Origin of the sequence: Rathayibacter iranicus NCPPB 2253 = VKM Ac-1602, from assembly GCF_003149025.1 — a bacterium.
Taxonomy (GTDB): domain Bacteria; phylum Actinomycetota; class Actinomycetes; order Actinomycetales; family Microbacteriaceae; genus Rathayibacter; species Rathayibacter iranicus.
Genome location: NZ_QGDV01000001.1, coordinates 1 through 20,095, shown reverse-complemented (window position 1 = coordinate 20,095; position 20,095 = coordinate 1). Strand labels below are relative to the sequence as shown.

Here is a 20,095-nt window from a genome sequence, read left to right as displayed (position 1 = left end):
CGCACGACAAGAGGATTTTCCATGAACGACAAGATCGCAGAGTCCACGCAGACCGACTCCACTCCGACCGAACCCCTGCGCACCCTGCGCCGACGCACCATCCTCGCCGGTGCCGTATGGAGCGTCCCGGCCGTCGGCGTCGCACTCGCCACTCCAGCCGCCGCCGCAGCATCGGCGACGGCCACCGGAACAATCGTCTTCGACCCCAATCAGTACCGCGGTACGCGAGCCAACGACCGCGTCAAGTTCACTCCCCTGACCGGGCTCATTACGGTTTCCCGCGGGTCTCTGCCCACCAGGGTGTTCATCAACTTCTCCGACCCTAGCCCGGGACGCGTCGACCTCCGCCGCGACGCGGGCCGCTACACGACGGTCAATCAGGCGACCGGCCGCTTCCAGTTCACTGGCGTCTACAACGCCATCGTGGGCGGCGACAACCCGTTCGGATTCGCCTACGCGGGTGTCGAGGAGGCCGACTCGGGCGGCATCACCTTCGGCTACGCCACCGCCGAACTTATCGGCTGAGGAGCCAGCGCGCTCGTCGGGCTGTCGCGGTCGGCCGGCGACAGTGCCGGATTCTGACCACCGCCGAACCCCGAATCGAGCGGTCGTGAAGGGGCATCCCGCGCCGGGACGCCCCTTCACGTCGGCGAGGTGTTCGTTACCGAGGCTGAGAATGCGCAATCGCGCCTAAAGACACGGAATCAGGGCTCTGAACCTCGGTTGCGAACGCCGAGTCCCCGACCGTCAGCGGCCCGCCACGTAGTGACTCCGGATCTGCGTCGGCGTCAGGAGTGTCGAGTAGATCGTCGCGAAGCGGAGGCTGCCGGAGAAGTGCGCCGCGCCCACGTTGGGCCAGACGCCGCCGAGAACGTCATAGCCAATCGTCCAGGTGCCGACGAAGGCCTCGGACGTGCGGGGGTCGGTATTCGACGCGACGAGCACACCGTCGAGCCAGAGCGCGAGGCCCGACGTCGGAGACAGCGTCGAGACGACGTGATGCCAGTCGCCGTCATCGACGGCCTGCGGGCTCGTTATCGTCACGGCTTCGCCGTCATCAACACCGAATACCAGGTGACCGTCGGCGCCGATGGAGGTGTGCCGGGCGTACTGGTCTTCGGGCGCTGTCGCTCCAGTGCTGAAGCTGACGAGCGTGCCGCCGGCCACCGTGGTCGCAAACCAGATCTCCGTGCTGACGCTCGGCCCCATCATCGACCGCGGCGTGCTCAGGTACTGATCCGTGCCGTTCAGGATCCACGCGCCGCCGGGGTCGCGTGGGCAGGCCCGCGGCGTCGCGTCCGAGCTGACCATGGGGGACTGTGCCTCGCCGGTCGACCGATAGGTGCCGGGCTCAGCGCCCGAGGCGGTGTCCGGAGCGTCCGTCGCGCCGCTGGGCTGCGCGAGCGTGTACGAGAAGAGGGCACGCGCGTCGTCGTCCGCGGCGGCGGATTCACACGTGAAGAAGGCTGCGCTGCCCACCGTATTGTTCGGGTTCCGCATCGAGGCGGTGAAAGCGCCCGAGGTGGCCGGAACGGCGACCAGGACGCTCGCCAGCACGGCGACGGCGAGCGTCGCGCCGACGGGGACGCTGCGGTGGCGATGCCCGCTCACGCCTCCCTCTCCGTCTCGAGCGATTTCGCACCGGCCGGGCCGTCGACGCGCGCAATCACGAGCAGGCCGTCCACGGGCAGGCCACCAGCAGGCAGTCCGCCACCGGGCGACACGCCCGGAGTTCCGTCCGACCCTTCGTTCCACCGGTGCACTTCGGTGCACTCCGGCTCCGCGGGCAGCCCCACGACCAGCGTGTACAGCACCGGCAGCGCACAGACGAGCACGTAGACGACCCACCCCCAGAACGGCAGGTGCAGCGCGGAGGAGAGGGCGTACGTGTCTGCGTCACCTCCGCTGTCGTGCGTCGGAATCTGCATCCGTCCGACCTCTCCTGAGGTCAGGTCGACAGGATCGGCGCCCTCGGCGCTGACTTGGATCGGGAGGACCCCGGTCGAGACGAGCGTCGCAGTCGTCGTCATCCCGTCCACCGCTGCCTCGAGGACGACGATCCCCACCAGCGGTCGCAGCACGAAGACGGTGAAGGAGACGACGAGCGAGAGTCCGAGGATCCGAGTCGCGGCCCGCTGCGTGGAGGGGGTGAGGCCGCGGGTCGGCAGCCAGATGACGAGCGAGCCGACGAGCAGCATCGGCAGGGCCCGCAGGAACCAGCCGACGACCGGGAAGGTCGCGGTGACGACTCCGACGAGCTGGTCGGAACCCGTGGCCCACGGGTCGGCCGAGCGGTTGACATCGCCCCGAGTGCTGAGCGTGCCGTCGTCATTCACGGCGACGACCCGGTGAGTGTAGGTCGCGTCTGGCACCCCGGCGGGCTGAAAGCTCACGACGTCGCCGACCCGGACGTCTTCGATCGCGGTCGGCTCTGTGAGGACTAGTGAACCGACGGGCGCCGCGGCTCCCATCGAGGGCGTCTCGACGACGAACCAGCGGCCTCCCGAAAGGTGGAAGAGCAGCGCCGCGCTCGCCAGCGCGATCAGCAGAGCGGTCGCCCCCCAGCGGAGGACGGTGCCGAGGGGGACGCGATGGCGGCTGCGCGTCTCGTCCTGTAGCTCCTCCAGCCGGGGGGCGACGGTGATGAGGGTCATTGTCTCCAGCTGCTCCCGCGCGGTGCGAGTAGGGCCGTTCCGAGCGGAGAAGAGGATCAGCTCGTGAAGGTCCAGGTGAGCGGAACCGAGGCGGACAGACCCTGATAGGCGTTGGTCGCCGATTGATCGAGAGTCACGTCGATCGTGAACGGCGTGCTCGTGCCGGGGGCGACCGGCGTGGTGTTCAGTTTCTTGACGGCCGACCCGGCGAGGCTCGCGGCGGTACCGGCGAAGACGGTGGACGATCCGGACGAGATCGACACCTTCACCTTGTCGCAGAAGTCGGTCGCTGCGCCCGAGCCGACAGACGCAACGTTGGCGCTCTGCTCGCAGACCGCGCCAGGAGCCAACGTGAACGTGCGGGCGGCGGCGGTGCCGACATTCTTGAGGGTGACAGCGGTGGAGACCGTCTGCCCGGGAACCATCGTGGTCGATCCGCCGAACTCGTTGATCGTCGAGCAGGTAGCGGTATTGGTGCTGAGCGAGCCGCCGTCGGTGCTGACGCAGGTGACCGGGTTGGAACCGGTCGTCTTCTCCTCCATCACCAGCGAACCGGACGCGGCGGCATTGCCCGCGTTGGAGAGTCCCGCGACGAAGCCGGACAGCGTTCCAGACATCGAGACGGCGAGGAGAGCGGCTGCTGAGATGCTGGTGGCGAGAGGAAGGGCAGCGAAGCGGACGCGCTTACGCTTTGGGGAGACGTGGTTCGACATGGCTGGGCTCCTGATGGGACGTGACGGTGAACTGCTGCGCACTCCGGGTGGGCAGGAACTCGATTGATAGACAAGTTACTTGATAACAAAGCTACACGCCAGTCGTGGTTTTGCTGCCCGCTCCGAGGACGCACCGGCGGCCCGTACGATGACGGAACCGCTAACCCCGAGAAGGCCCGATGACCCCCGAGAAGCCCACCCGGCACGAAAGAGACGACGACGCGCCCGCTGTGCAGTTGCGGCACGCCCTCCGCCTGCTCGAGAACGCCCAGCAGCATCTACGCGCGAGCACGGCGACCGCCGTCGGCGTCGGCATCTCCGAACTCACCGCGCTCGAGGTCCTCGGCGAATCCCCCGACCTCACACCGAAGTGGCTCGGCCTCGAACTCTCGCTCTCCACTGGAGCCGTCACCGCCCTGCTCGACCGTCTCGCGACCGCCGGATACGTCGACCGCGTCGCCAATCCGCACGACCGCCGCAGCGTGCTCCTGCGCCTCACCGACTCCGGCACACTCCTGCTCGCACAGGTCGACGAACGCTACGACGAGGTGAGCGCCCAGGTTCTGGAGGCGTCGCCGAGCCTGGGCGGCGTCGCCGAGGATCTGGCTCGTGCGGCGGCGGTCATCATCGCGCACACCATCCACTGACTGCTTCGAAGGCGGCACCGCATCCAGGATGCGCTCACTCGCGGTAGGCGGCCGCAGCACAGTCGAAGCCGACGAGCAGTCGGTCGAGGTTCGAGAGCGTGAGAGCCATCGCAACCTGCCGGCTGGGCGACGCGATCCGCAGGTCCCCGCCGGCCTGGCGCGCGATCTTCAGCGCACTGACCAGGGCGCCGAGGCCCGACGAATCCATGACCCGCACCTCGCTCAGCTCGACGACGATACGCGGGCTGCCCGCGTCGACCGCGCGGCGAACGGCGGCACGCAGCTCCTGCGCGGAGGAGGCGGTGAGCCGATCCCCGACGTTTAAAATGGTGATGTCCGGCTCGATCGTCTCGGTCGTGATCGTCACTACGGCGTCCTTCTCGGAGAGGTCGGGAGGGCAAGGCAGGCGGGCGGATCATCCGCTCACCGCCACGTCACAGCGACGGCCGTGTCGTCGTGCGGCTGGGCGCTCGACCGTCCCCGCGTTCCCTTCACCCCGTCGCAACGCCGGTCCTGGCGCGTTACTGCGACGACCGTAGCGTCCGCGCCGAACGCCCGTGGCGAGAAGGGCCGGGCGTCCCCCTCTCGGGGTGGGCGCAGACGCGGGCGCGCTCTGGGACGCCGACGGCCAGACGACGGCAGTACAGCACGTCGGATCACGCGAAGCAGCACGTTGGATCACGGCAGCACGGCACAGACCACGGCAGTACAGTGCGGGAGTCGGTCACTCACCCAAGGAGCCTCCATGCCACCTCCCTCTCAGGCGACGAGCGCACAGTCCGTCTCCGATCGACTCGGCTCCTCCATCAAGGCCGCTGAACAGGTCCTCGTAGCCGCGAAGAGTCGTGCCCTGCGGCCTTTCGGATTGACGGTGCCGCAGTACGCCACACTCCTCGCCGTGCACCTCACACCGGATCAGTCCGCCGCCCAGCTCGCTCGGTCGGCGATGGTCGCTCCGCAGACGATGGCGACGATCATCGGCAATCTCGAGTCGAAGCGACTCATTCGCCGCGAAACGTCACCCCTGCACCGCCGCGTGCTCATCACTCGGATCACGGCAGCAGGAACGAGTCTCGTGACCGAGGCGGATGCGGCGGCGAAGGCCGTCGAGGAGGAACTCGCCGGCCAGTTCACTCCCTCCGAACAGGTACAACTGCGGCAGTTACTCCAGCGCGCGATCGACCATCTGCTCACGAAAGCGTGAGGTTGCGCCACGGCGGGTAACAGAGTCCTGCGCTCCAATCTGCTCCATCGAGGGCACGGCGCCCCTCGCAGAGGCGGCCACAGTCCTCTCGCGGATCGAGGCAGGCCAGACGACGGGCACGCGGGTGCTGCTCCACCCGGTCGGCTGACCTCCGAGATGCCGCGGAGTACCCGGAGTACCACTCGACCGCACTCGTCGCCAGACCTCCCGGCGGTAGCGGAGGCTCGGTAGCGTCGCCCTGGCCGGATCGACCACCGGAAACCACGACGAGAGGAACGGGCGATGACCAGCACCAGCGACATAATCAGGACGCACCCGGAGGAGCGGACCGGCGTCGATCCGGACATCCTCACCGCCTGCATCGACGTGTGTTTCGAGTGCGCGCAAGTCTGCACGGCGTGCGCCGACTCCTGCCTCAGCGAAGAATCGGTGGCTCACCTGGTGGCATGCATCCGCACCGACCTCGACTGCGCGGATGTCTGCGGAGTGACCGGGGCAGTGCTCTCGCGCCGCGGCGCCCCCGGCTCGGCCGCCGTTCGCGCGCTGGTCGAGGCGTGCCTGCTCGCGTGCCGCGCCTGTGCCCGACAGTGCGAGCAGCACGCGAGCATGCACGAGCACTGCCGGATCTGCGCTGTGACCTGCCGCCGCTGCGAGCAGGCGTGCGAAACCTTGCTCGCAGCACTCTGACCCGCGGGCCGTCGATGGACAGCACCTGACGCTCGGCCGTCACCCCGTCAGGAGCGGGCTTTCTGGCCGAGGTGTCCCACGGAGCCACGTCGCCGGCCCGTGACCAGGAAGCACGACGTCCGCGTGGTCGACCAAGCGGCGCACGAGCCGGATCGACCGCGCCAGTGCGCGGGAGTCTCCTGTCGGCTGAATCGCCCGCGCAGGCGCCGACCCGAGATACGCGTCGCCAGTGCACATCAGTTCGCTTCCCTCGCCGAATAAGAACACCTGCGAGCCAGCAGTATGACCAGGCGCAGCAACGGACTCCACGCGAAGCTCACCTGCTGTCACGCGCGAACTCATCGCGTCGCGCACAACGCTCGGCATCACCCGGGGGTATCCGCGAAGCACGCTTGGCGGGAAATCGGCAGGAAGACCAGCCTCCGGCTCCACCAGCATCTGCTGGTCCTTTTCGCCGACGAACACCGGCACCTCCATCAGGTCGGCGATCGGTTGCGCATCCCACGAGTGATCCATGTGACCGTGTGTCAGCAACACGGCGTGCACAGTTAGCCCCAAGCCGCGGCTCATCGCCGTACACCACTCTCGGCTGCCTTTGCCTGGATCCACGATCACCGCGTCGCGACTCTCCGACGCAAAGAGCACGTATGCGTTCGTGTCGAACCCCGCTCCGAAACTCTGTGATACGAATTCGGTACTCACCCAATCCTCGCCGAACTTCGATGAAACTCTTTGCGCCCGCCTTCACGCACCCATACGCCTGTCCCCACACTCTCGAGCATCGCCAGATCGGTCGGATGATCGCCGAAGGCAATGCACTCGGCCGGGTCTATTCGGCGTTCAGCACAGTACGCGAGGATGGCGTCCGACTTCGCCGGACCAATCATTGCTCGCGCTACGGAACCCGAGTACGTATCACCGACGAATGTCATCTCTGAACAGAGAACATGGTCAGCTCGAAGTTCCTTCGCTAGAGGATCAAGCACCACATCGAATGAACCCGAAACCAGCACGATCTCGAATCCTTTGGATCGAAGTTCGTCGATCTCCGCCACAACGGGCTCGATGTAAAATCCCTCACCCCGGGAGGCCGTCGTGAACCACTCCTGGCCCGCGAATCGCACCTGCCGACGAGACAGACCCTTCCACAGAGAGTAATACGACGCATTAACCAACTCTCTCGGCGCGTTGAGCGGCAGAGAACCAACGAACTCATCCCACACAGGAACGTCGCCCCGCATATCATGAAAGTAGTTCAGAAATTCGCGCATGCTTTTTACAGAAACGATGGTCTCATCGACGTCAAAGAACGCCGCCTTACGCTGCGACCAATTTGCTCGAACTTCACTCATGAGTGATTGATGATTCGATCGGCCAGCATCCCCAGCGTTTCGTCGGCAACGATCTCATCCAGCGATAGACGCACGCCGAAGAGTTGCTCAATCTCGAGAATGAGCTCCACGGCGAAAATAGAATCCACATCCAACTCCGCCAATGTCGAGGCTTCGCCCACTCGTTCACTAGGCAGATCGGAATAGGTTGAAATGATTCGTTTGAGAGCTAGTAGCACATCGGTCATTATTTGTACTTTCTTGTTTTTATGTGGATAATTGTGGCCAGGTCAGCGCGACGGCACCCCAGGTAGTTCCTCCACCATAGGCAGCGAGAACCATACGGTCACCCGCTCGCAATCGCTCCTCACGCTCAGCCTGCGCCAGGACGAGAGGTATAGAGGCAGCGGACGTATTTCCGACCTCAGCAATATTCGTCACCGCAACCGCTGAGTCGAGCCCAAGTTTCTTGGCCAACGCCGCAGTAATTCGAGCATTCGCCTGGTGCGGAACGAGAGCGTCAAGATCTCCCAAAGCCCAGCCTTGCGCAGACACCACGGCGCGCACCGCCTCTTCCATTCGAGTGACGGCATCCAAAAAGACGGCCGTTCCTTGCATGTGAAAGAACGGACTCGCAGGCACACCCGATAGTGCTGCTGCCGAACCGCCGCCGGGAATCCGAATCAGGTCCGCCTTGCCGCCGTCGCTTCCCAGGATGCTCTTCCCGACGACCCCCGGTTGCAACTCATGAGTCCGCTCGAGGACTACCGCCCCCGCTCCGTCTCCAAAGATTGCAGCTGTCGTGCGATCCGTAGGATCAAGAATCGTACTAAAAGTTTCCGCTCCAATGATAAGGACAGACGCAAACCTCCCTGTCTCGACGAGCGAGGAGCCGACGGAAAGCGCATACACAAAACCGCTACAGACCGCTGAAATGTCGAACGCGGGGACGCCCGTCATTCCCAGCCCTGTCGCTACAGCAGGAGCCGTGCCTGGGCACGGATAGTCTGGAGTCGTCGTCGCGAGAATGATCATGTCGACACGATCGCGATCAGCCTTGTGAAGCGCCGCCCGCCCAGCTCGCACGGCCAGGTCGCTTGTCGACTCCGTCCTACTGTGGCGACGTCGAGAAATACCAGTGCGCTGAACAATCCACTCATCAGACGTATCGAACGTCCGTGCTAGATCGTCGTTAGTCACGATATTCTCAGGAAGCGCTTGTCCGATTCCGGTCAGGAGTGCATACATGAATTATCTCTCGTCCTCCGAGTGGTGATACGCTCGACGTGGCCGTCGGGGCGAACAGTTAACAATCGAGGAAGCGCGCCGAGACGGCGACGAACTCCGAGTGATACATCGCCTCCGTACAGGACACTTCCGTACAGAACACTTGCGTCCTCCTGCGGCGGGTTCACAGACCGGCTGAACCGACCTCGCCAATCAACCACACCACCTCGTAGCGGATCCACGACGTATGGCGTCGGCGAACCGTCATCGGCCAGGGGGAACCGCGTCGGAAATCTTCGACCAGAAAGCGAGCCGCGTGCAGATGTCGGGTAGGACGTATCCAGTTGCCCGAATCCAGCAGCCATGCGGTCGGCGACGCACGGTATTCGAGAGCCGACCGAGTATAAGACTCGGAGAGACGTTCGCCGGACGCGCCGGTCAACAAGCCCGAGTTGCGTCAAGTAGGTGCTTCGCCGCGCGCTCTCCCGATAATCGTGCATTCGCTCTCGTTCGTAACTGTCCAGTAAGCCGTCCGGCGCCGATCCGGAGATCACTTCAGCGAGCTTCCATGCGAGATTCGCGGCATCCTGCAAGCCCGTGTTCATTCCTTGTCCGCCAGCGGGACTCACCGTGTGGGCCGCATCACCAGCAAGAAACACGCGTCGCTTCCGGAAGTGCTCGGCATGCCCACAACGCACGTCAAATACCGAAGAGTGAGCAAAATCGCGCAGATCGGTCCGGACGCCTGCCCTCGCACGAAGGAGACGAACGAAATCCTCTCTTCCCGGCGCGATCCGAGTCTCGGGAGGAACGCCCACAGCAATTCTGAACCGTGAGGCGCCGAAAGGGACGAGCGCGAGGGCGCCGTCGCGCCCGTAGTAGTAGGCAACATCAGCTTCGTTCAGGCTGGCGTCTATGGGGACATCCGTGATTGCGAATCGGATCGCGCCGCCAGACCTCATCAGACGTATGCCACTGCGATCCCGAATATGACTATGAGCGCCATCAGCGGCCACGACCCAGTCGGCGGTCATCTCTCTCACGACGTTTCCCTTGTGGAGACATCGGAGCGAGACACCGTGTACGTCCTGACTGACATCGACGACCTCGACCTGCCTGAGAACCTGCACGCCGACCTCGACGGCTCGACTCTCCAGAATCCGCTCAGTAATGGGTTGAGCAAGACCGATCCCGAATGGATATGACGTTGTATCGATCCGACCGAAATCGAACGCCGCAAAAGAGCGGCGGGAGGTGTTCAGAGTGATGCGCGATAATCGATGGCCTGCTTCCAGGATCGCACCCGCGACGCCCAGTCGATCAAGCAATTCGAGCTGCCGCGGCCAGATCGTGGTAGCTTTGCTCTGCACACCACCACCTTCTCGTCGGTCGAGCACCGTGACCTCCACACCACGCAATGCGAGATCGATCGATATCGCCAACCCCACCGGACCAGCCCCGACGACGACCACTTGCCGTCGCGCCGCCCTCACTGGACAGACTCCGCTGCGATAAGCGTCAGAGTAAACCCGGCGCCGACACTCAAAAAGAGCCTCACCGAATCGTTGTCATCGTCCTTTTCGGACTCCGAAAGGTTGGCGATCGTGTCGCCCGCTCCTAGGTGGCCGGTCTGAGCGGCCAGATGACGTATGGAGAGACCGAACTCTTCCTCTAGCACAGGACGATAAGCACTATCTATTGTGTCGGCCCCAACCCGCGGTACATAAACTTGCGAGACCGCCGGGTCGCCGACGGGCAGGTCGATCTGAGCGTGAATCTTCGGAATAAGCGACCGAAGAGCGGAAGCGAAATGTTGTGAGAGTGATTCCTTTCCATGACGAGCAAGGAACGCCCGCTTGTGTGGCCGAACGAGATGTGGCACAGGCTCGTCGCTCACCGAGCCGTACAACCCATCCGCCGGTCGGTGCATGCTTTCTAATTCTGACAGTGCAATTGTCTGCGACGCCAGAACCCGCATGAACGGACGTCGGCGTGCCGGACCACCAAAGAGGCCAGCTGTTGCACCATCCCCATATATGACGCCGTAGTCCCCGCCCCATCGATCGAAGGACGCGTCAGGAAAGCGGTCAGCGGTGCAGACAATGACCATTGCATCTGGAGCTGATGTTGCAAGATATCGCTGCGTAAGATCAAGAGCGGTGCCACTACCATTACACATAGCGGAAATACCGATAGGTATTGCATTCGTCGCGCCAATACTCTGTGCGATGTAGTGGGCCGGCGACCAAAAGCTCGCCCCCTGGAAGAAGGTTGACGCGTAGAAAATTGCCGAGACATCTTCCGGACGGACTCTCGCTCCGGTGAGGGCATCAGTGCACGCCCGAATAGCCATGTCCGGCGCACTCAGGTCGTGCTCAACCGGTACCTGAGAGACGCCACAGGCGCTCCGATTCTTGCTCGGAAGCACTCCCCTCGCCTCCGCATCTTCGGCGAGTTCTACCGACGTGGGTAGATACGTGGCCAGCGCCGCAATAGTCATCGGAGGGACTGTGCTCGCCACTAGCAGGCCTCCCCTTCTTCTCGCACCGCTATCCTGTATTCCGTGAGAATCTCCCCGTCAGAGTCGCGAACATCACCGTGAAAAAAACGGCGGTCTTCGTCGTTGCGAGAGAGCAGCGAACGCAGCCTGACCACCACGTCGGTCTCGATGAACCGGTGGAAGACGAGGGTCCCCGACAGCAGGCGCGGCGATACTCCTACTTGGAGCGCCGCAGCCTGGCGCGCAGCCTCGAGAATGACCATTCCCGGCACGTGGTCCTGTCCGTGCTCGAACATGCTCGGGTTGGAAAAGTGCGGCTCGACCACACACTCGAGGGTGTCGGCACCGGTGATCGTCGGGTCACTGATGACGATGTTCACGGGGTTGAGGCGTCCGACCGACCGCGCAAGGATCTGATTCACTGCAGTAGGTTCCACAGCGGGCTCGCTCACGCCCCCGCGGATCACAGAACTCTCTCTCAGGGCGGAATACACAGAAGGTGAGAGGAAGGTGGTATCGTAAGAAACTCGGCCAATGGTCATCCCGTTGTGGACGAGATCGACATCCATGCTCACGGCGAGGGGGATGCCACGTCGATGACGTTCGATAGACGGGCGCGACACCAAGGTGACGGTTCGTCTCTCTCCTAGCTGATCGGCACTTATTTCATTGATGTCAAAATCGAGCCGATTGAGCACAAATTTGTAATTGAGCGGCACGCTGAAGTATTCATGAGCGATGCAGGACGCGGTCTGGCGAACCATCTCGATCAGCACCAGCGGATCGGCACCTGATTCGCGGCCCAGATGGTCATTGAAATAGAGATTGCTTCGAGGAACCTGACCGGTTGAGATAAAGAGATCGCCCTGCTTGACGACCTGGCCGACGAGGAATATCTCACCGATGGTGTGTCGATGGGCGAATTGTGCGGAGACGCTACGATCGGAGGGATCTCTCCCAGACAGTGTTGTCTCTTGTGCCAGAGTCAATTCCGTGCTCCCGATGCCGGAGGAAGAGCGTTGAGTACTCCGCTCCACTGGTCCCCGAGATCGACCTCTTCTGCAAGAAGATTCTCCTCCAAATGCGCTTTGCGCTGGCTTCCGGGGATGATCGTTATGTGGTCTCCTTGAGCGAGTACCCACGCCAGAGCGACCTGTGCTGCTGTGTACCCAAGAGATTCTGCGCAGGCGCGAATGGTCTCGACGATGCCGGCGTTAGCATCCATTGAGCTTTTTTGGAATCGGGGGTGGTTCCTTCTCCAATCGTGGTTCGCCAGGTCTTCCGGCGACACGACTGCACCGGTCAAATAACCTCGTCCGAGCGGGGAGAAGGCGATAAACTCGATCCCCTTTTCCTTGCAGTAGGGAACCACTTCGTCCAGGGCTCCGCGACTCCACAGGGACAGTTCGGACTGAACCGAGGAGACTGGATGAATACGTGCGGCCCGCTCGATCTCATCGACGCCTACTTCCGAGAGGCCCAGCGAGAGGGCCTGCCCGTCCGCCGCCAGCCCAGCAAGCGCTTCCCAACTGTGTTCGAGTGAAACGTCCGGGTCGACTCTGTGAAGTTGATACAGGTCGATGTACGACGTGCGAAGCCGAGTGAGGCTGGAATGGAACGCGTCGACAAGATGCTTCGGCGAACCGTTCCGTCGCGTCTCACCTTTCTCAGTGACGACGAGACCACCTTTTGTGGCGATTCGCACCTGGTCTCGGTATGGGCTCAGCGCATCTCCAATCAAGGTCTCGTTCGTGAATGGGCCGTATTGGTCCGACGTATCGAAGAATGAGACGCCGAGGTTAACGGCTTCGCGTAAGAAATTTATCTTATGAGAACGCTGAAGAGTTCTGTCCTCATACGCCCAGCTCAGACCCATGCACCCCAATCCTATGCGGCGGCGCGGGAAGTCGTTCTGATCGATGTGTGACATGGCATGTCGTCCTTTCATCTTGAATAGCTACTCTTCTGTGCCGACAGCGACGGCGACGACGGTAGATGGCGTGAGGTCCCGCGCAAATGAGCGGTCGATTCGAGGGATGGTGGCCCGTTCTGTGGGCCATGCCGTCCACGTCGGGAAATCAGAAGATAGTCCGTGTCCGCGGGCCTTTGCAGCCGCTTCTTTCAGCGCCCAGATACTGAGAAGTGCGGTACCGCGCACGTGCGGAGGTAAAGCCTCGACGGCGGCAATTTCCCCTCTGCTACAGAAAACGCCACCGTGAGTCGCTGACTCCATCGGACGTTGTCGCTCTCGTTCGATGTCCACGCCGATCGGCTGACGCCCAAGTGCGAAGGCCCACATGCCCGGGGCGCGACTGAAGCTGACAGTGAGGGCGCTCGTACCCCTGACCACCGGTGCTCCCGTGGCCAGCCGCGCGAGGGAGAGCCGACCACTTGTGGCAACGGGCAGAAGCCCTGCCAAGGCTAAGGCCATCGAGCGCGGTTCGGCGTCTGCGCCGGACCTGCCCCACACGGCGACGAATCCCATCTCACGCCAGATCGCCCTCACTCCTCGGGTCGACAAGGAGTGCGCCGCGGACACCCATTGAGTGCGACGGCGATCGCGGAGACCTCCGGTCTTCACGCCTGCGACTTCCCGGTCCGAAGGAAGCCGATGAGCACGAGGACAGCGATCGCGATGCAGACGGCCGCGTTGAGAAGCATCGCGCCGCTGAGAGCGGTCCCCGAGGTCGCCGCCGAGCCCAGCCCCTCTGCCGAGGCGATGACGGTGACCGCCGCCGCAAGCACGGGTGTTCCCAGCGCGAGTGCGACCTGCTGACTGGTCGACGTCAAACCCGTCGCGAGTCCTTGCTCACCGTCGGGAAGACCCGAGGTGGCCGTGACGGTATAAGCGATGATGCTCGCGATATGACCCAGCGTGGCCACAGCCAGACCGAGGCAAATAATGAGGATCGACCCTGAATGATCGCCTGCGAGGGCAACGATGACCGTTCCCGCGCCCTGAACGACGAGTCCTCCGACCAAGACCCGAACCTGGCCGACGGCGCCGATCAATCGTGGTACGAAGAGCGCACCGACGACCGCGACGATGCCGATGATTGCGATAACAGCACCCGTTATCACGGGATCGAGGCCGAGAACGAGTTGCAGGAACAGTGTCGTCAGATAGGTGAACGACGACATCATCCCGAACGTTGTCAGCCCACCGAGGTTCCCCCACCGCACGTTCTTGCGCTTGAGAACGGCAAGAGGGACAAGGGGGTGAGAGCCGCGCAGCTCAATGAGCGCAAACAGGACAACGAGAATGAGCGCGGCAGCGAAGAGCATCAGAGCACCTGGATCACCGAACCCGCCGATCGCAGCACTGGACACCCCGAGCACGAAACAGGACAGGCTGAGAGTGATCGAGAGTGCTCCTGCAAAGTCGAGCCTCGTCTTGACCGCCGGACGCGATTCTGGGAAAAGGAACGGAGCGAACACGAGGACGAAAACAGCGACCGGCACATTGATCCAGAACGCGGCCCTCCACGAGAGGGACGAGGTGAGCGCACCACCGAGTAGCGCCCCGGTCGCGAAACCAGCAGAGAGGAGTGCGCCGTTGAGACCCAGAGCGCGGTCGCGCACGGGGCCTTCCTTGAAAGTCGTGGTGAGAAGAGCGAGGGCAGTCGGAGCCGCGGCGGCCGTCGCGAGACCCTGGAGGACACGAGCGACAATGAGGACCCATGCTTCTGTCGCAACCGCTCCAAGGACGGAACCGGCAGCAAGGAGCAGCATCGCCGCGAGGAGCACGCCTCTGCGTCCGGCGAGATCGCCGAGACGCCCGAAGAACAGGCCGAGGCCTGCGGCGGGCAGGGTAAATGCAGTAACGACCCACTGAAGATCGTTCAGCGGGATCCGAAGATCAACGCCGATGTCAGGAAGTGCGACGTTCAGTACCGAGAAGTCGACCGCAAGCATGAACGTCACGCCCATGAGGACGGTCAGCCGCCACCGGTCTCGAGGGGCCATCCGTGTATCTCTCGGGTCGGCTGTGCCGACAACAGGTTGCGAACCACTACTCATAAAAAATCTCCTCAAGGTGAGTGCGGGTCGTCACAGTACTCGGTCACCTGACAGGGCTCTGCTTATGGCAGAGTCCGTCCAAAAAGTGGCGCACGAGGGATGATCGACGGGGAGTGCGTCGCACCTGGGTCCGCATCAGCAGCGGGGCGACCGTTGATCTGGCCGCCATCGAGGAAGAGCAGTCGTTCACAGTCGGCGCCCATATCGCTGAGTATCGTTCGGGAGAAACAGGAGGTCATCATGAACGGTTCGTCCACCGGTGCGTTCGGCACCGCCAACCCCATTGAGAGCATCTGGCGCGCGATGGAGCAGGCCCGCTCCCGCCTGGAGAAGCGCGTCGGCTCCCGCGTCGGCCGCGGCGACGTGCGCGCGGCAGTGCTCGCGCTCCTCGCCGAGCAGCCGATGCACGGCTACCAGATCATCCGCGAGATCGAGGAGCGCAGCGGCGGCGACTGGAAGCCGAGCCCCGGCTCCGTGTATCCGACGCTGCAACTGCTGGCCGACGAGGGCCTGATCTCGGCCGACGAGCAGAACGGCCGCAAGACCTACTCGTTGACCGAAGCCGGCCGCGCGCAGGTCGCCGAGTCGGGTACCTCGGTGCCCTGGAACGACTCCGACCACGTCGACTTCGGGGCGCTGCCCAAGGCAGGCATCGAACTCGCCCAGGCCGCGGCGCAGGTCGGACGCTCGGGCTCCCCCGAACAGATCCGCAAGGCCGTGGCCGAACTCGAGGACGTGCGTCGCCGCCTCTACGCGATCCTCGCGCAGGACTGAGCCGGGTGACCTCGGTCAGCCCGGACGCTGCGGGCGGCCGGGCACGGGAGGACCGGCGGCGCTACCGCCGGATTCTCCGCTTCGCCGCATGGCATCTCGCGGTGACCTGGCTCTTCGACCTGCTCCTGCCGCGCATCGGCCTCTCCCGCATCGCCCTGCGTACGCGACCGGGCCGGATGAAACGGTTCGCCCGCAGCTTCCACGTGCTGGCGGTCGAGCTAGGCGGTCTGATGATCAAAGTCGGCCAGTTCATGTCGTCGCGCCTCGACGTCCTCCCGCCCGAGATCACCCGCGAACTCGAGGGACTGCAAGACGAGGTACCGCCCGTGCCGTTCCCGCGCATCCGCTCGCTGGCCGAAGCCGAACTCGGGATGCCGCTCGAGCGCGCCTACGCCGGCGTGGAGGAGTCACCGGTCGCCGCCGCCTCACTCGGCCAGGCGCACCGCGCGCTCCTTTCGCCAGCGGACGCCGCCGACACCGGGCACGCGACCGCGATCATCAAGGTCCAGCGACCCGGGATCGACGCGGTCGTCGAGGTCGATCTCGCCGCACTGCGCCGGGTTGGCGGCTGGCTCAGCCACGTGCGACTCGTCTCCGACCGCGTCGATGCGCCCGCGCTGGTCGAGGAATTCGCGGTGACGAGCCTCGAGGAAATCGACTACCTCCAGGAGGCGGCCAACTCCGTCCGCTTCGCCACCGTCTTCGCGGACGACGCCCGGGTCGCGGTTCCCGACGTGGTGTGGGAGCGCTCGACAGGCAAGGTCCTCACGCTCGAGGACGTCACGGCGATCAAGATCACCGACCACGATGCGCTGTGGGCGGCCGGCATCGACCCGCGCGACGTTGCTCCGGTCTTCGCCGCCGTGATGTTCGATCAGCTGTTCACGAACGGCTACTTCCACGCCGATCCACACCCCGGCAACGTGTTCGTCACTCCGACGCCCGGTGCCGAACTGCCGTGGCGGCTCACTTTCATCGACTTCGGGATGATGGGCGAGGTGCCGCCGAGCACGAGGGCGGGCCTGCGCCGGATGCTCATTGCCGCGGCCTCCCGCGATGGCAAGGGGCTCGTCGACGCGGCTCGTGCGGTCGGCGTCTTGCTCCCCTCCGCCGACTCTCGCGAGCTAGAACGGGCGATGACGCAGCTCTTCGCGCGGTTCGGCGGGATGGGCTTCGCGGAGCTGCGGGAGGTGGATCCGCGCGAGTTCCGCGACTTCGCCGTGCAGTTCGGCGACGTCGTGCGCTCGCTCCCGTTCCAGCTGCCCGAGAATTTCCTGCTCGTGATCCGCGCCATGTCGCTGACTTCGGGCGTGTGCAGCGCGCTCGACCCGGCCTTCAACCTCTGGGATTCGGTCGAGCCCTACGCGCAACAGCTGATCCAGGAGGAGCGAGGCTCCGTCGTCCAGGACGTCGGCCGACAGGCGGTCGACACGCTCGGCCTGCTCTGGCGCCTGCCGCGCAAGCTGGACGAGCTGACCGACCGGCTCGAGGACGGCACGCTCGCCGTTACGGTGCCGACAATCGAGCGCCGCCTGACACGGATTGAGGGCACGATCCGCCGCGTCGTCTCGGCCGTGCTCTTCGCGGGTCTGCTGGTCGCGGGAGCCGTCGTGCGGTCGGAAGACGGCGGGTTCGGCGCGCTGCTGATGGGCGTCTCGGTGCTGCCGCTGCTGCACGCGCTCCTGGCCCGCGGGCCGCGCGGCTGACGCGCACCAGGCGCGGCCCTGATCGGCGGCACCGGAGATATGGTGAGCGTCGCGAAATCGGCCGACGCTCCTGCAACAGCCACCCTGGTGTGCTCAGAGCATGTACTCGACGTTTGCTACCACCGCGTCCCTCGCCCGACGCCGCCGCACTCTCGCCGCCGTGATCGGCCTGGTGGTCGTGCTCCTCGTCGCCGTGATTGGAGCAGTGTCAGTCGCCGCGACGACGCAGCGGAACAATTCACCGCTGGCTGCGCTCGTCCCTGTCGGTGAGCCTGGCGTGGAGGACGGATTCGTCGACGACGCCGCACCGATCTCTCCGTTCGACGACGACCTTCCCGCGATCGCGCGACTCCGCCCTGCTCTCCGCACGGCGATGCAGGCCGCCGCGACCGACGCGCAGGCCGATGACGTCTCCTTCGTGGTCACGAGTGGCTGGCGCAGCGAGCGCTACCAACGGGCTTTGTTCGATGACGCCGTCCGCACCCAGGGCAGCGAGGAGGCGGCGAGCCGTCTGGTCGCATCCGTCACCACGTCTCAGCACGTTTCGGGCGACGCCATCGACATCGGCCACACCGACGCGGACAGCTGGCTGACGCAACACGGTGCCGACTACGGGCTCTGCCAGATCTACGCGAACGAGATCTGGCACTTCGAACTCGCCACGACACCCGGCGGCGACTGCCCGGCGCTGCTGCCAGACGCCAGCTGGGGCTGAGGGCGGGCCGCCGACGGCCTCAGCCCTGTAACAGGTCTCGGATCGAACGAGGCGCACGATGCCCGAGGAGGTCACTCTCCGCCGCTCCTCCGCCGACGATTGACGGCACTCATCAGCAGATAAAGAGCGGAGATGATCACACAGCATCCGGTCGCAACGCCGAGCGTCTCCCACAGAGAGAATCCCTTCGTGATGGACATGACAGTGATCGTCACCGCGGCGACAACAACACCCGCAGTCACCCCCTGCCTTATTTGCAGCGGCGGCTTCATGACGACACGCATTCCGGGTATCCGAGCTGCTGAAGGTGGATGCGCATCTCGTCGCCACACAAGCCATTACTTGCGATGTAAGCCGCTGCTGCTGCAAGGACCGCCGTGGCACTCGCGCAGAGAGGGACTCCCACGCCCGGAATCGCGCACAACCCCACAGCCAATCCCCCAGCGCCGCCCGATGCCACTACACCTTGGTCTACTCTATTCAAATCCAAGTAAGGTCCGGTCACGTCCCACCCTCCACTGAGAAAAGAAACTGCGCCAACTGGCGACGTGGTAGAGAACACAGGGACCACCGTGGTGATGGTGATCCCACCACCCAAATTGTAACTCGTAACAGTTTTCCCTCCTTCGGTATGCGTCTCTCGCGGAAGAGGAGAATCGGCGAGCGAGTCGACCACAGCATCACTCGTCGCCTGATCGAGTTGCGGGACAGCTTGGACAGACGTCGATGGCGCACGAGGAGACGACAACTCCGCCGCCATCGCCGACGGTGACATCGCGACGATGCCGAGCACGAGCGCAGCCGAACTCATGACGAACTCAGGCAAGGCTCCTACCGATATCCGTCTTTTCTTCATCTTCATCGTGCCTCGATTCCGTTATTGTGCTGCAAGCGCGCTTCGGTGAGATTCAATGACAGGCTCGCGTCCACTCCAATCGACGATAACTGTCGATCGAGTCGATGTGAGCACGCCAAAGGAAGCACTGTCACCAAGGCTATGGCGATGAGCGCCGCATATTCTTCGCATTCGCTCGTAGGATCCGCAGTTCGGTCAGTTCCGAAGCCGGCCGGAATCGCGACCAGCGGCGCGCACGCGGCAGGCGCGCGCGTGGGCGTACAACGGGAGACCAGACCCCAGGACAGGACCAGCCATGTGCCCGGCGTCACGCGGGTCAGCTGCCCGGGACCGGCCGATCGAAGGCCACCAACAGGTCACGGAGCGCGCGTGCATTCGGCAGACCGACCTGGCGAGCGATCCGCTCCCTGTCGGCCCTCGACACATGCGAGTAGGTTCGGAGGAGATCCTCCGCGGCGTCAGCCCTCCGCATCCTAATGTCCCGCGTGGGTGTGCTGCCGATAGCGGCGAATGCCATTTGCAGACGCCGCTCCGTGACAGATATTGCAGTCGCGAGAGTCGCGATCGAGAGTCCCCTGTCGTCCAGCTCGCACCGGATCATCCGCCGAGCATCGACGACGAGACGCCGATCAGACGGGCTGATCCGTGCGGGCAGATCGTGATCGGTGTCCTCGAGAAGATCGGCGGCGAGAGCCTCGACGGCGACGACGAACCGTCGGCTCATACGCCGGCCCGACTCGTCGAGACCAGCGAGGATCTCGTTGACGAGTACAGAGAGCAATCGAACGGCCCTGACAGTCCGGGGGACGAAAGAGGAATCGTTGAGCAGCTGGGGAGCTATTCGACCGCCTGATCCCTTCCCGAGCTCAATCTCGATGACCGCCACGGGAACGGTGCTCGCGGTCGAGATCAGGCTCGCCGACCGGTATAGCACGGCATCCCCCTTCTCCAAGATGTGGTTCTCGCCCCCGTTACTTTGTTCATGCCCGCTGGGAAGTGGTTCTGGTGGGTGGCCTGCTGGGCTCGGCATGATCGTGTGCCCCCTGTCGTTCGTATGATCT

23 protein-coding genes are annotated in these 20,095 nt (G+C 64.1%); 7 read left to right on the top strand and 16 right to left on the bottom strand.

Going from position 1 to position 20,095, the window contains the following annotated elements:
- The first annotated feature begins 21 nt into the window (after nt 1-21).
- Entirely contained in the window at nt 22-525 is a 504-nt protein-coding gene (locus tag B0H03_RS00115; protein WP_104266108.1) for a hypothetical protein, read from the top strand.
- A gap of 222 nt (nt 526-747) precedes the next feature.
- On the opposite strand, the gene B0H03_RS00110 is transcribed toward B0H03_RS00115, so the two are convergent.
- Genes B0H03_RS00110 through B0H03_RS00100 form a run of 3 tightly spaced genes read right to left on the bottom strand, consistent with a single transcriptional unit; the run spans nt 748 to nt 3,367 of the window.
- On the bottom strand, nt 748-1,611 hold the full coding sequence (locus B0H03_RS00110; RefSeq protein ID WP_104266107.1) for a LamG-like jellyroll fold domain-containing protein: 864 nt from the start codon (nt 1,609-1,611) through the stop codon (nt 748-750).
- Entirely contained in the window at nt 1,608-2,654 is a 1,047-nt protein-coding gene (locus B0H03_RS00105) for a signal peptidase I (protein ID WP_104266106.1), read from the bottom strand. The genes B0H03_RS00110 and B0H03_RS00105 overlap by 4 nt, the downstream gene beginning before the upstream one ends.
- 56 nt (nt 2,655-2,710) lie before the next feature.
- Nucleotides 2,711-3,367 carry a hypothetical protein gene (locus B0H03_RS00100; protein WP_104266105.1) on the bottom strand — a complete coding sequence of 219 codons (657 nt, stop codon included), beginning with the start codon at nt 3,365-3,367 and terminating at the stop codon, nt 2,711-2,713.
- Nucleotides 3,368-3,546: 179 nt separating this feature from the next.
- On the opposite strand from B0H03_RS00100, the gene B0H03_RS00095 reads away from it, so the two are divergent.
- Complete coding sequence (locus B0H03_RS00095) at nt 3,547-4,014, top strand: MarR family winged helix-turn-helix transcriptional regulator (protein WP_104266104.1); 468 nt, start codon at nt 3,547-3,549, stop codon at nt 4,012-4,014.
- 34 nt (nt 4,015-4,048) lie between these two features.
- Here the strand turns inward: B0H03_RS00095 and B0H03_RS00090 are convergent, their stop codons facing one another.
- Entirely contained in the window at nt 4,049-4,381 is a 333-nt protein-coding gene (locus tag B0H03_RS00090) for an STAS domain-containing protein (RefSeq protein WP_104266103.1), read from the bottom strand.
- A gap of 378 nt (nt 4,382-4,759) precedes the next feature.
- Between B0H03_RS00090 and B0H03_RS00085 the strand changes: the two genes are divergently transcribed.
- Together B0H03_RS00085 and B0H03_RS00080 are read left to right on the top strand one after the other, a co-directional pair.
- Nucleotides 4,760-5,218, top strand: coding sequence for a MarR family winged helix-turn-helix transcriptional regulator (locus tag B0H03_RS00085; protein ID WP_104266102.1), 459 nt, complete (start codon nt 4,760-4,762; stop codon nt 5,216-5,218).
- 282 nt (nt 5,219-5,500) lie between these two features.
- Nucleotides 5,501-5,905, top strand: a complete 405-nt coding sequence (locus tag B0H03_RS00080) for a four-helix bundle copper-binding protein (protein WP_104266101.1) — start codon at nt 5,501-5,503, stop codon at nt 5,903-5,905.
- Between the two features lie 39 nt (nt 5,906-5,944).
- On the opposite strand, the gene B0H03_RS00075 is transcribed toward B0H03_RS00080, so the two are convergent.
- The 10 genes from B0H03_RS00075 to B0H03_RS00030 form a co-directional block, all read right to left on the bottom strand.
- Nucleotides 5,945-6,607 carry an MBL fold metallo-hydrolase gene (locus B0H03_RS00075; RefSeq protein ID WP_104354033.1) on the bottom strand — a complete coding sequence of 221 codons (663 nt, stop codon included), beginning with the start codon at nt 6,605-6,607 and terminating at the stop codon, nt 5,945-5,947.
- Nucleotides 6,604-7,257 (bottom strand): HAD family hydrolase, encoded by a 654-nt coding sequence (locus B0H03_RS00070; RefSeq protein WP_104266099.1) that lies wholly within the window; start codon nt 7,255-7,257, stop codon nt 6,604-6,606. The genes B0H03_RS00075 and B0H03_RS00070 overlap by 4 nt, the downstream gene beginning before the upstream one ends.
- Nucleotides 7,254-7,484 (bottom strand): acyl carrier protein, encoded by a 231-nt coding sequence (locus B0H03_RS00065; RefSeq protein ID WP_104266098.1) that lies wholly within the window; start codon nt 7,482-7,484, stop codon nt 7,254-7,256. Before B0H03_RS00065 ends, B0H03_RS00070 begins: the two co-directional genes overlap by 4 nt.
- 19 nt (nt 7,485-7,503) lie before the next feature.
- Entirely contained in the window at nt 7,504-8,484 is a 981-nt protein-coding gene (locus B0H03_RS00060) for a beta-ketoacyl-ACP synthase III (RefSeq protein ID WP_104266097.1), read from the bottom strand.
- Nucleotides 8,469-9,935, bottom strand: a complete 1,467-nt coding sequence (locus B0H03_RS17305) for an FAD-dependent oxidoreductase (RefSeq protein WP_337189949.1) — start codon at nt 9,933-9,935, stop codon at nt 8,469-8,471. Before B0H03_RS17305 ends, B0H03_RS00060 begins: the two co-directional genes overlap by 16 nt.
- Nucleotides 9,936-9,952: 17 nt before the next feature.
- Nucleotides 9,953-10,963, bottom strand: coding sequence for a ketoacyl-ACP synthase III family protein (locus tag B0H03_RS00050; protein WP_127844061.1), 1,011 nt, complete (start codon nt 10,961-10,963; stop codon nt 9,953-9,955).
- A gap of 20 nt (nt 10,964-10,983) precedes the next feature.
- Nucleotides 10,984-11,952 (bottom strand): AfsA-related hotdog domain-containing protein, encoded by a 969-nt coding sequence (locus tag B0H03_RS00045; RefSeq protein WP_160487184.1) that lies wholly within the window; start codon nt 11,950-11,952, stop codon nt 10,984-10,986.
- Nucleotides 11,949-12,893: an aldo/keto reductase gene (locus B0H03_RS00040; protein WP_104266093.1), complete on the bottom strand. Its 945-nt coding sequence runs from the start codon at nt 12,891-12,893 to the stop codon at nt 11,949-11,951. The genes B0H03_RS00045 and B0H03_RS00040 overlap by 4 nt, the downstream gene beginning before the upstream one ends.
- A 27-nt stretch (nt 12,894-12,920) precedes the next feature.
- Nucleotides 12,921-13,262: a 4'-phosphopantetheinyl transferase family protein gene (locus B0H03_RS17360; RefSeq protein WP_419956880.1), complete on the bottom strand. Its 342-nt coding sequence runs from the start codon at nt 13,260-13,262 to the stop codon at nt 12,921-12,923.
- 278 nt (nt 13,263-13,540) lie between these two features.
- Entirely contained in the window at nt 13,541-14,929 is a 1,389-nt protein-coding gene (locus B0H03_RS00030; protein WP_160487182.1) for an MFS transporter, read from the bottom strand.
- A 294-nt stretch (nt 14,930-15,223) separates the two neighbouring features.
- Between B0H03_RS00030 and B0H03_RS00025 the strand changes: the two genes are divergently transcribed.
- From B0H03_RS00025 to B0H03_RS00015, 3 genes are all read left to right on the top strand, one after another.
- Nucleotides 15,224-15,757 (top strand): PadR family transcriptional regulator, encoded by a 534-nt coding sequence (locus B0H03_RS00025; protein WP_104266090.1) that lies wholly within the window; start codon nt 15,224-15,226, stop codon nt 15,755-15,757.
- Between the two features lie 5 nt (nt 15,758-15,762).
- Entirely contained in the window at nt 15,763-17,463 is a 1,701-nt protein-coding gene (locus B0H03_RS00020; RefSeq protein WP_104266089.1) for an ABC1 kinase family protein, read from the top strand.
- A 100-nt stretch (nt 17,464-17,563) separates the two neighbouring features.
- Nucleotides 17,564-18,178 carry a D-alanyl-D-alanine carboxypeptidase family protein gene (locus B0H03_RS00015; RefSeq protein ID WP_104266088.1) on the top strand — a complete coding sequence of 205 codons (615 nt, stop codon included), beginning with the start codon at nt 17,564-17,566 and terminating at the stop codon, nt 18,176-18,178.
- Between the two features lie 71 nt (nt 18,179-18,249).
- Here the strand turns inward: B0H03_RS00015 and B0H03_RS00010 are convergent, their stop codons facing one another.
- A complete protein-coding gene (locus B0H03_RS00010; protein WP_127844060.1) occupies nt 18,250-18,450 on the bottom strand; it encodes a hypothetical protein in 201 nt (66 codons plus the stop codon).
- A 900-nt stretch (nt 18,451-19,350) separates the two neighbouring features.
- The gene (locus tag B0H03_RS00005; RefSeq protein ID WP_127844059.1) at nt 19,351-19,986 is read right to left on the bottom strand and encodes a helix-turn-helix domain-containing protein; all 636 of its coding nucleotides are present in this window, start codon (nt 19,984-19,986) and stop codon (nt 19,351-19,353) included.
- Nucleotides 19,987-20,095 lie beyond the last annotated feature (109 nt).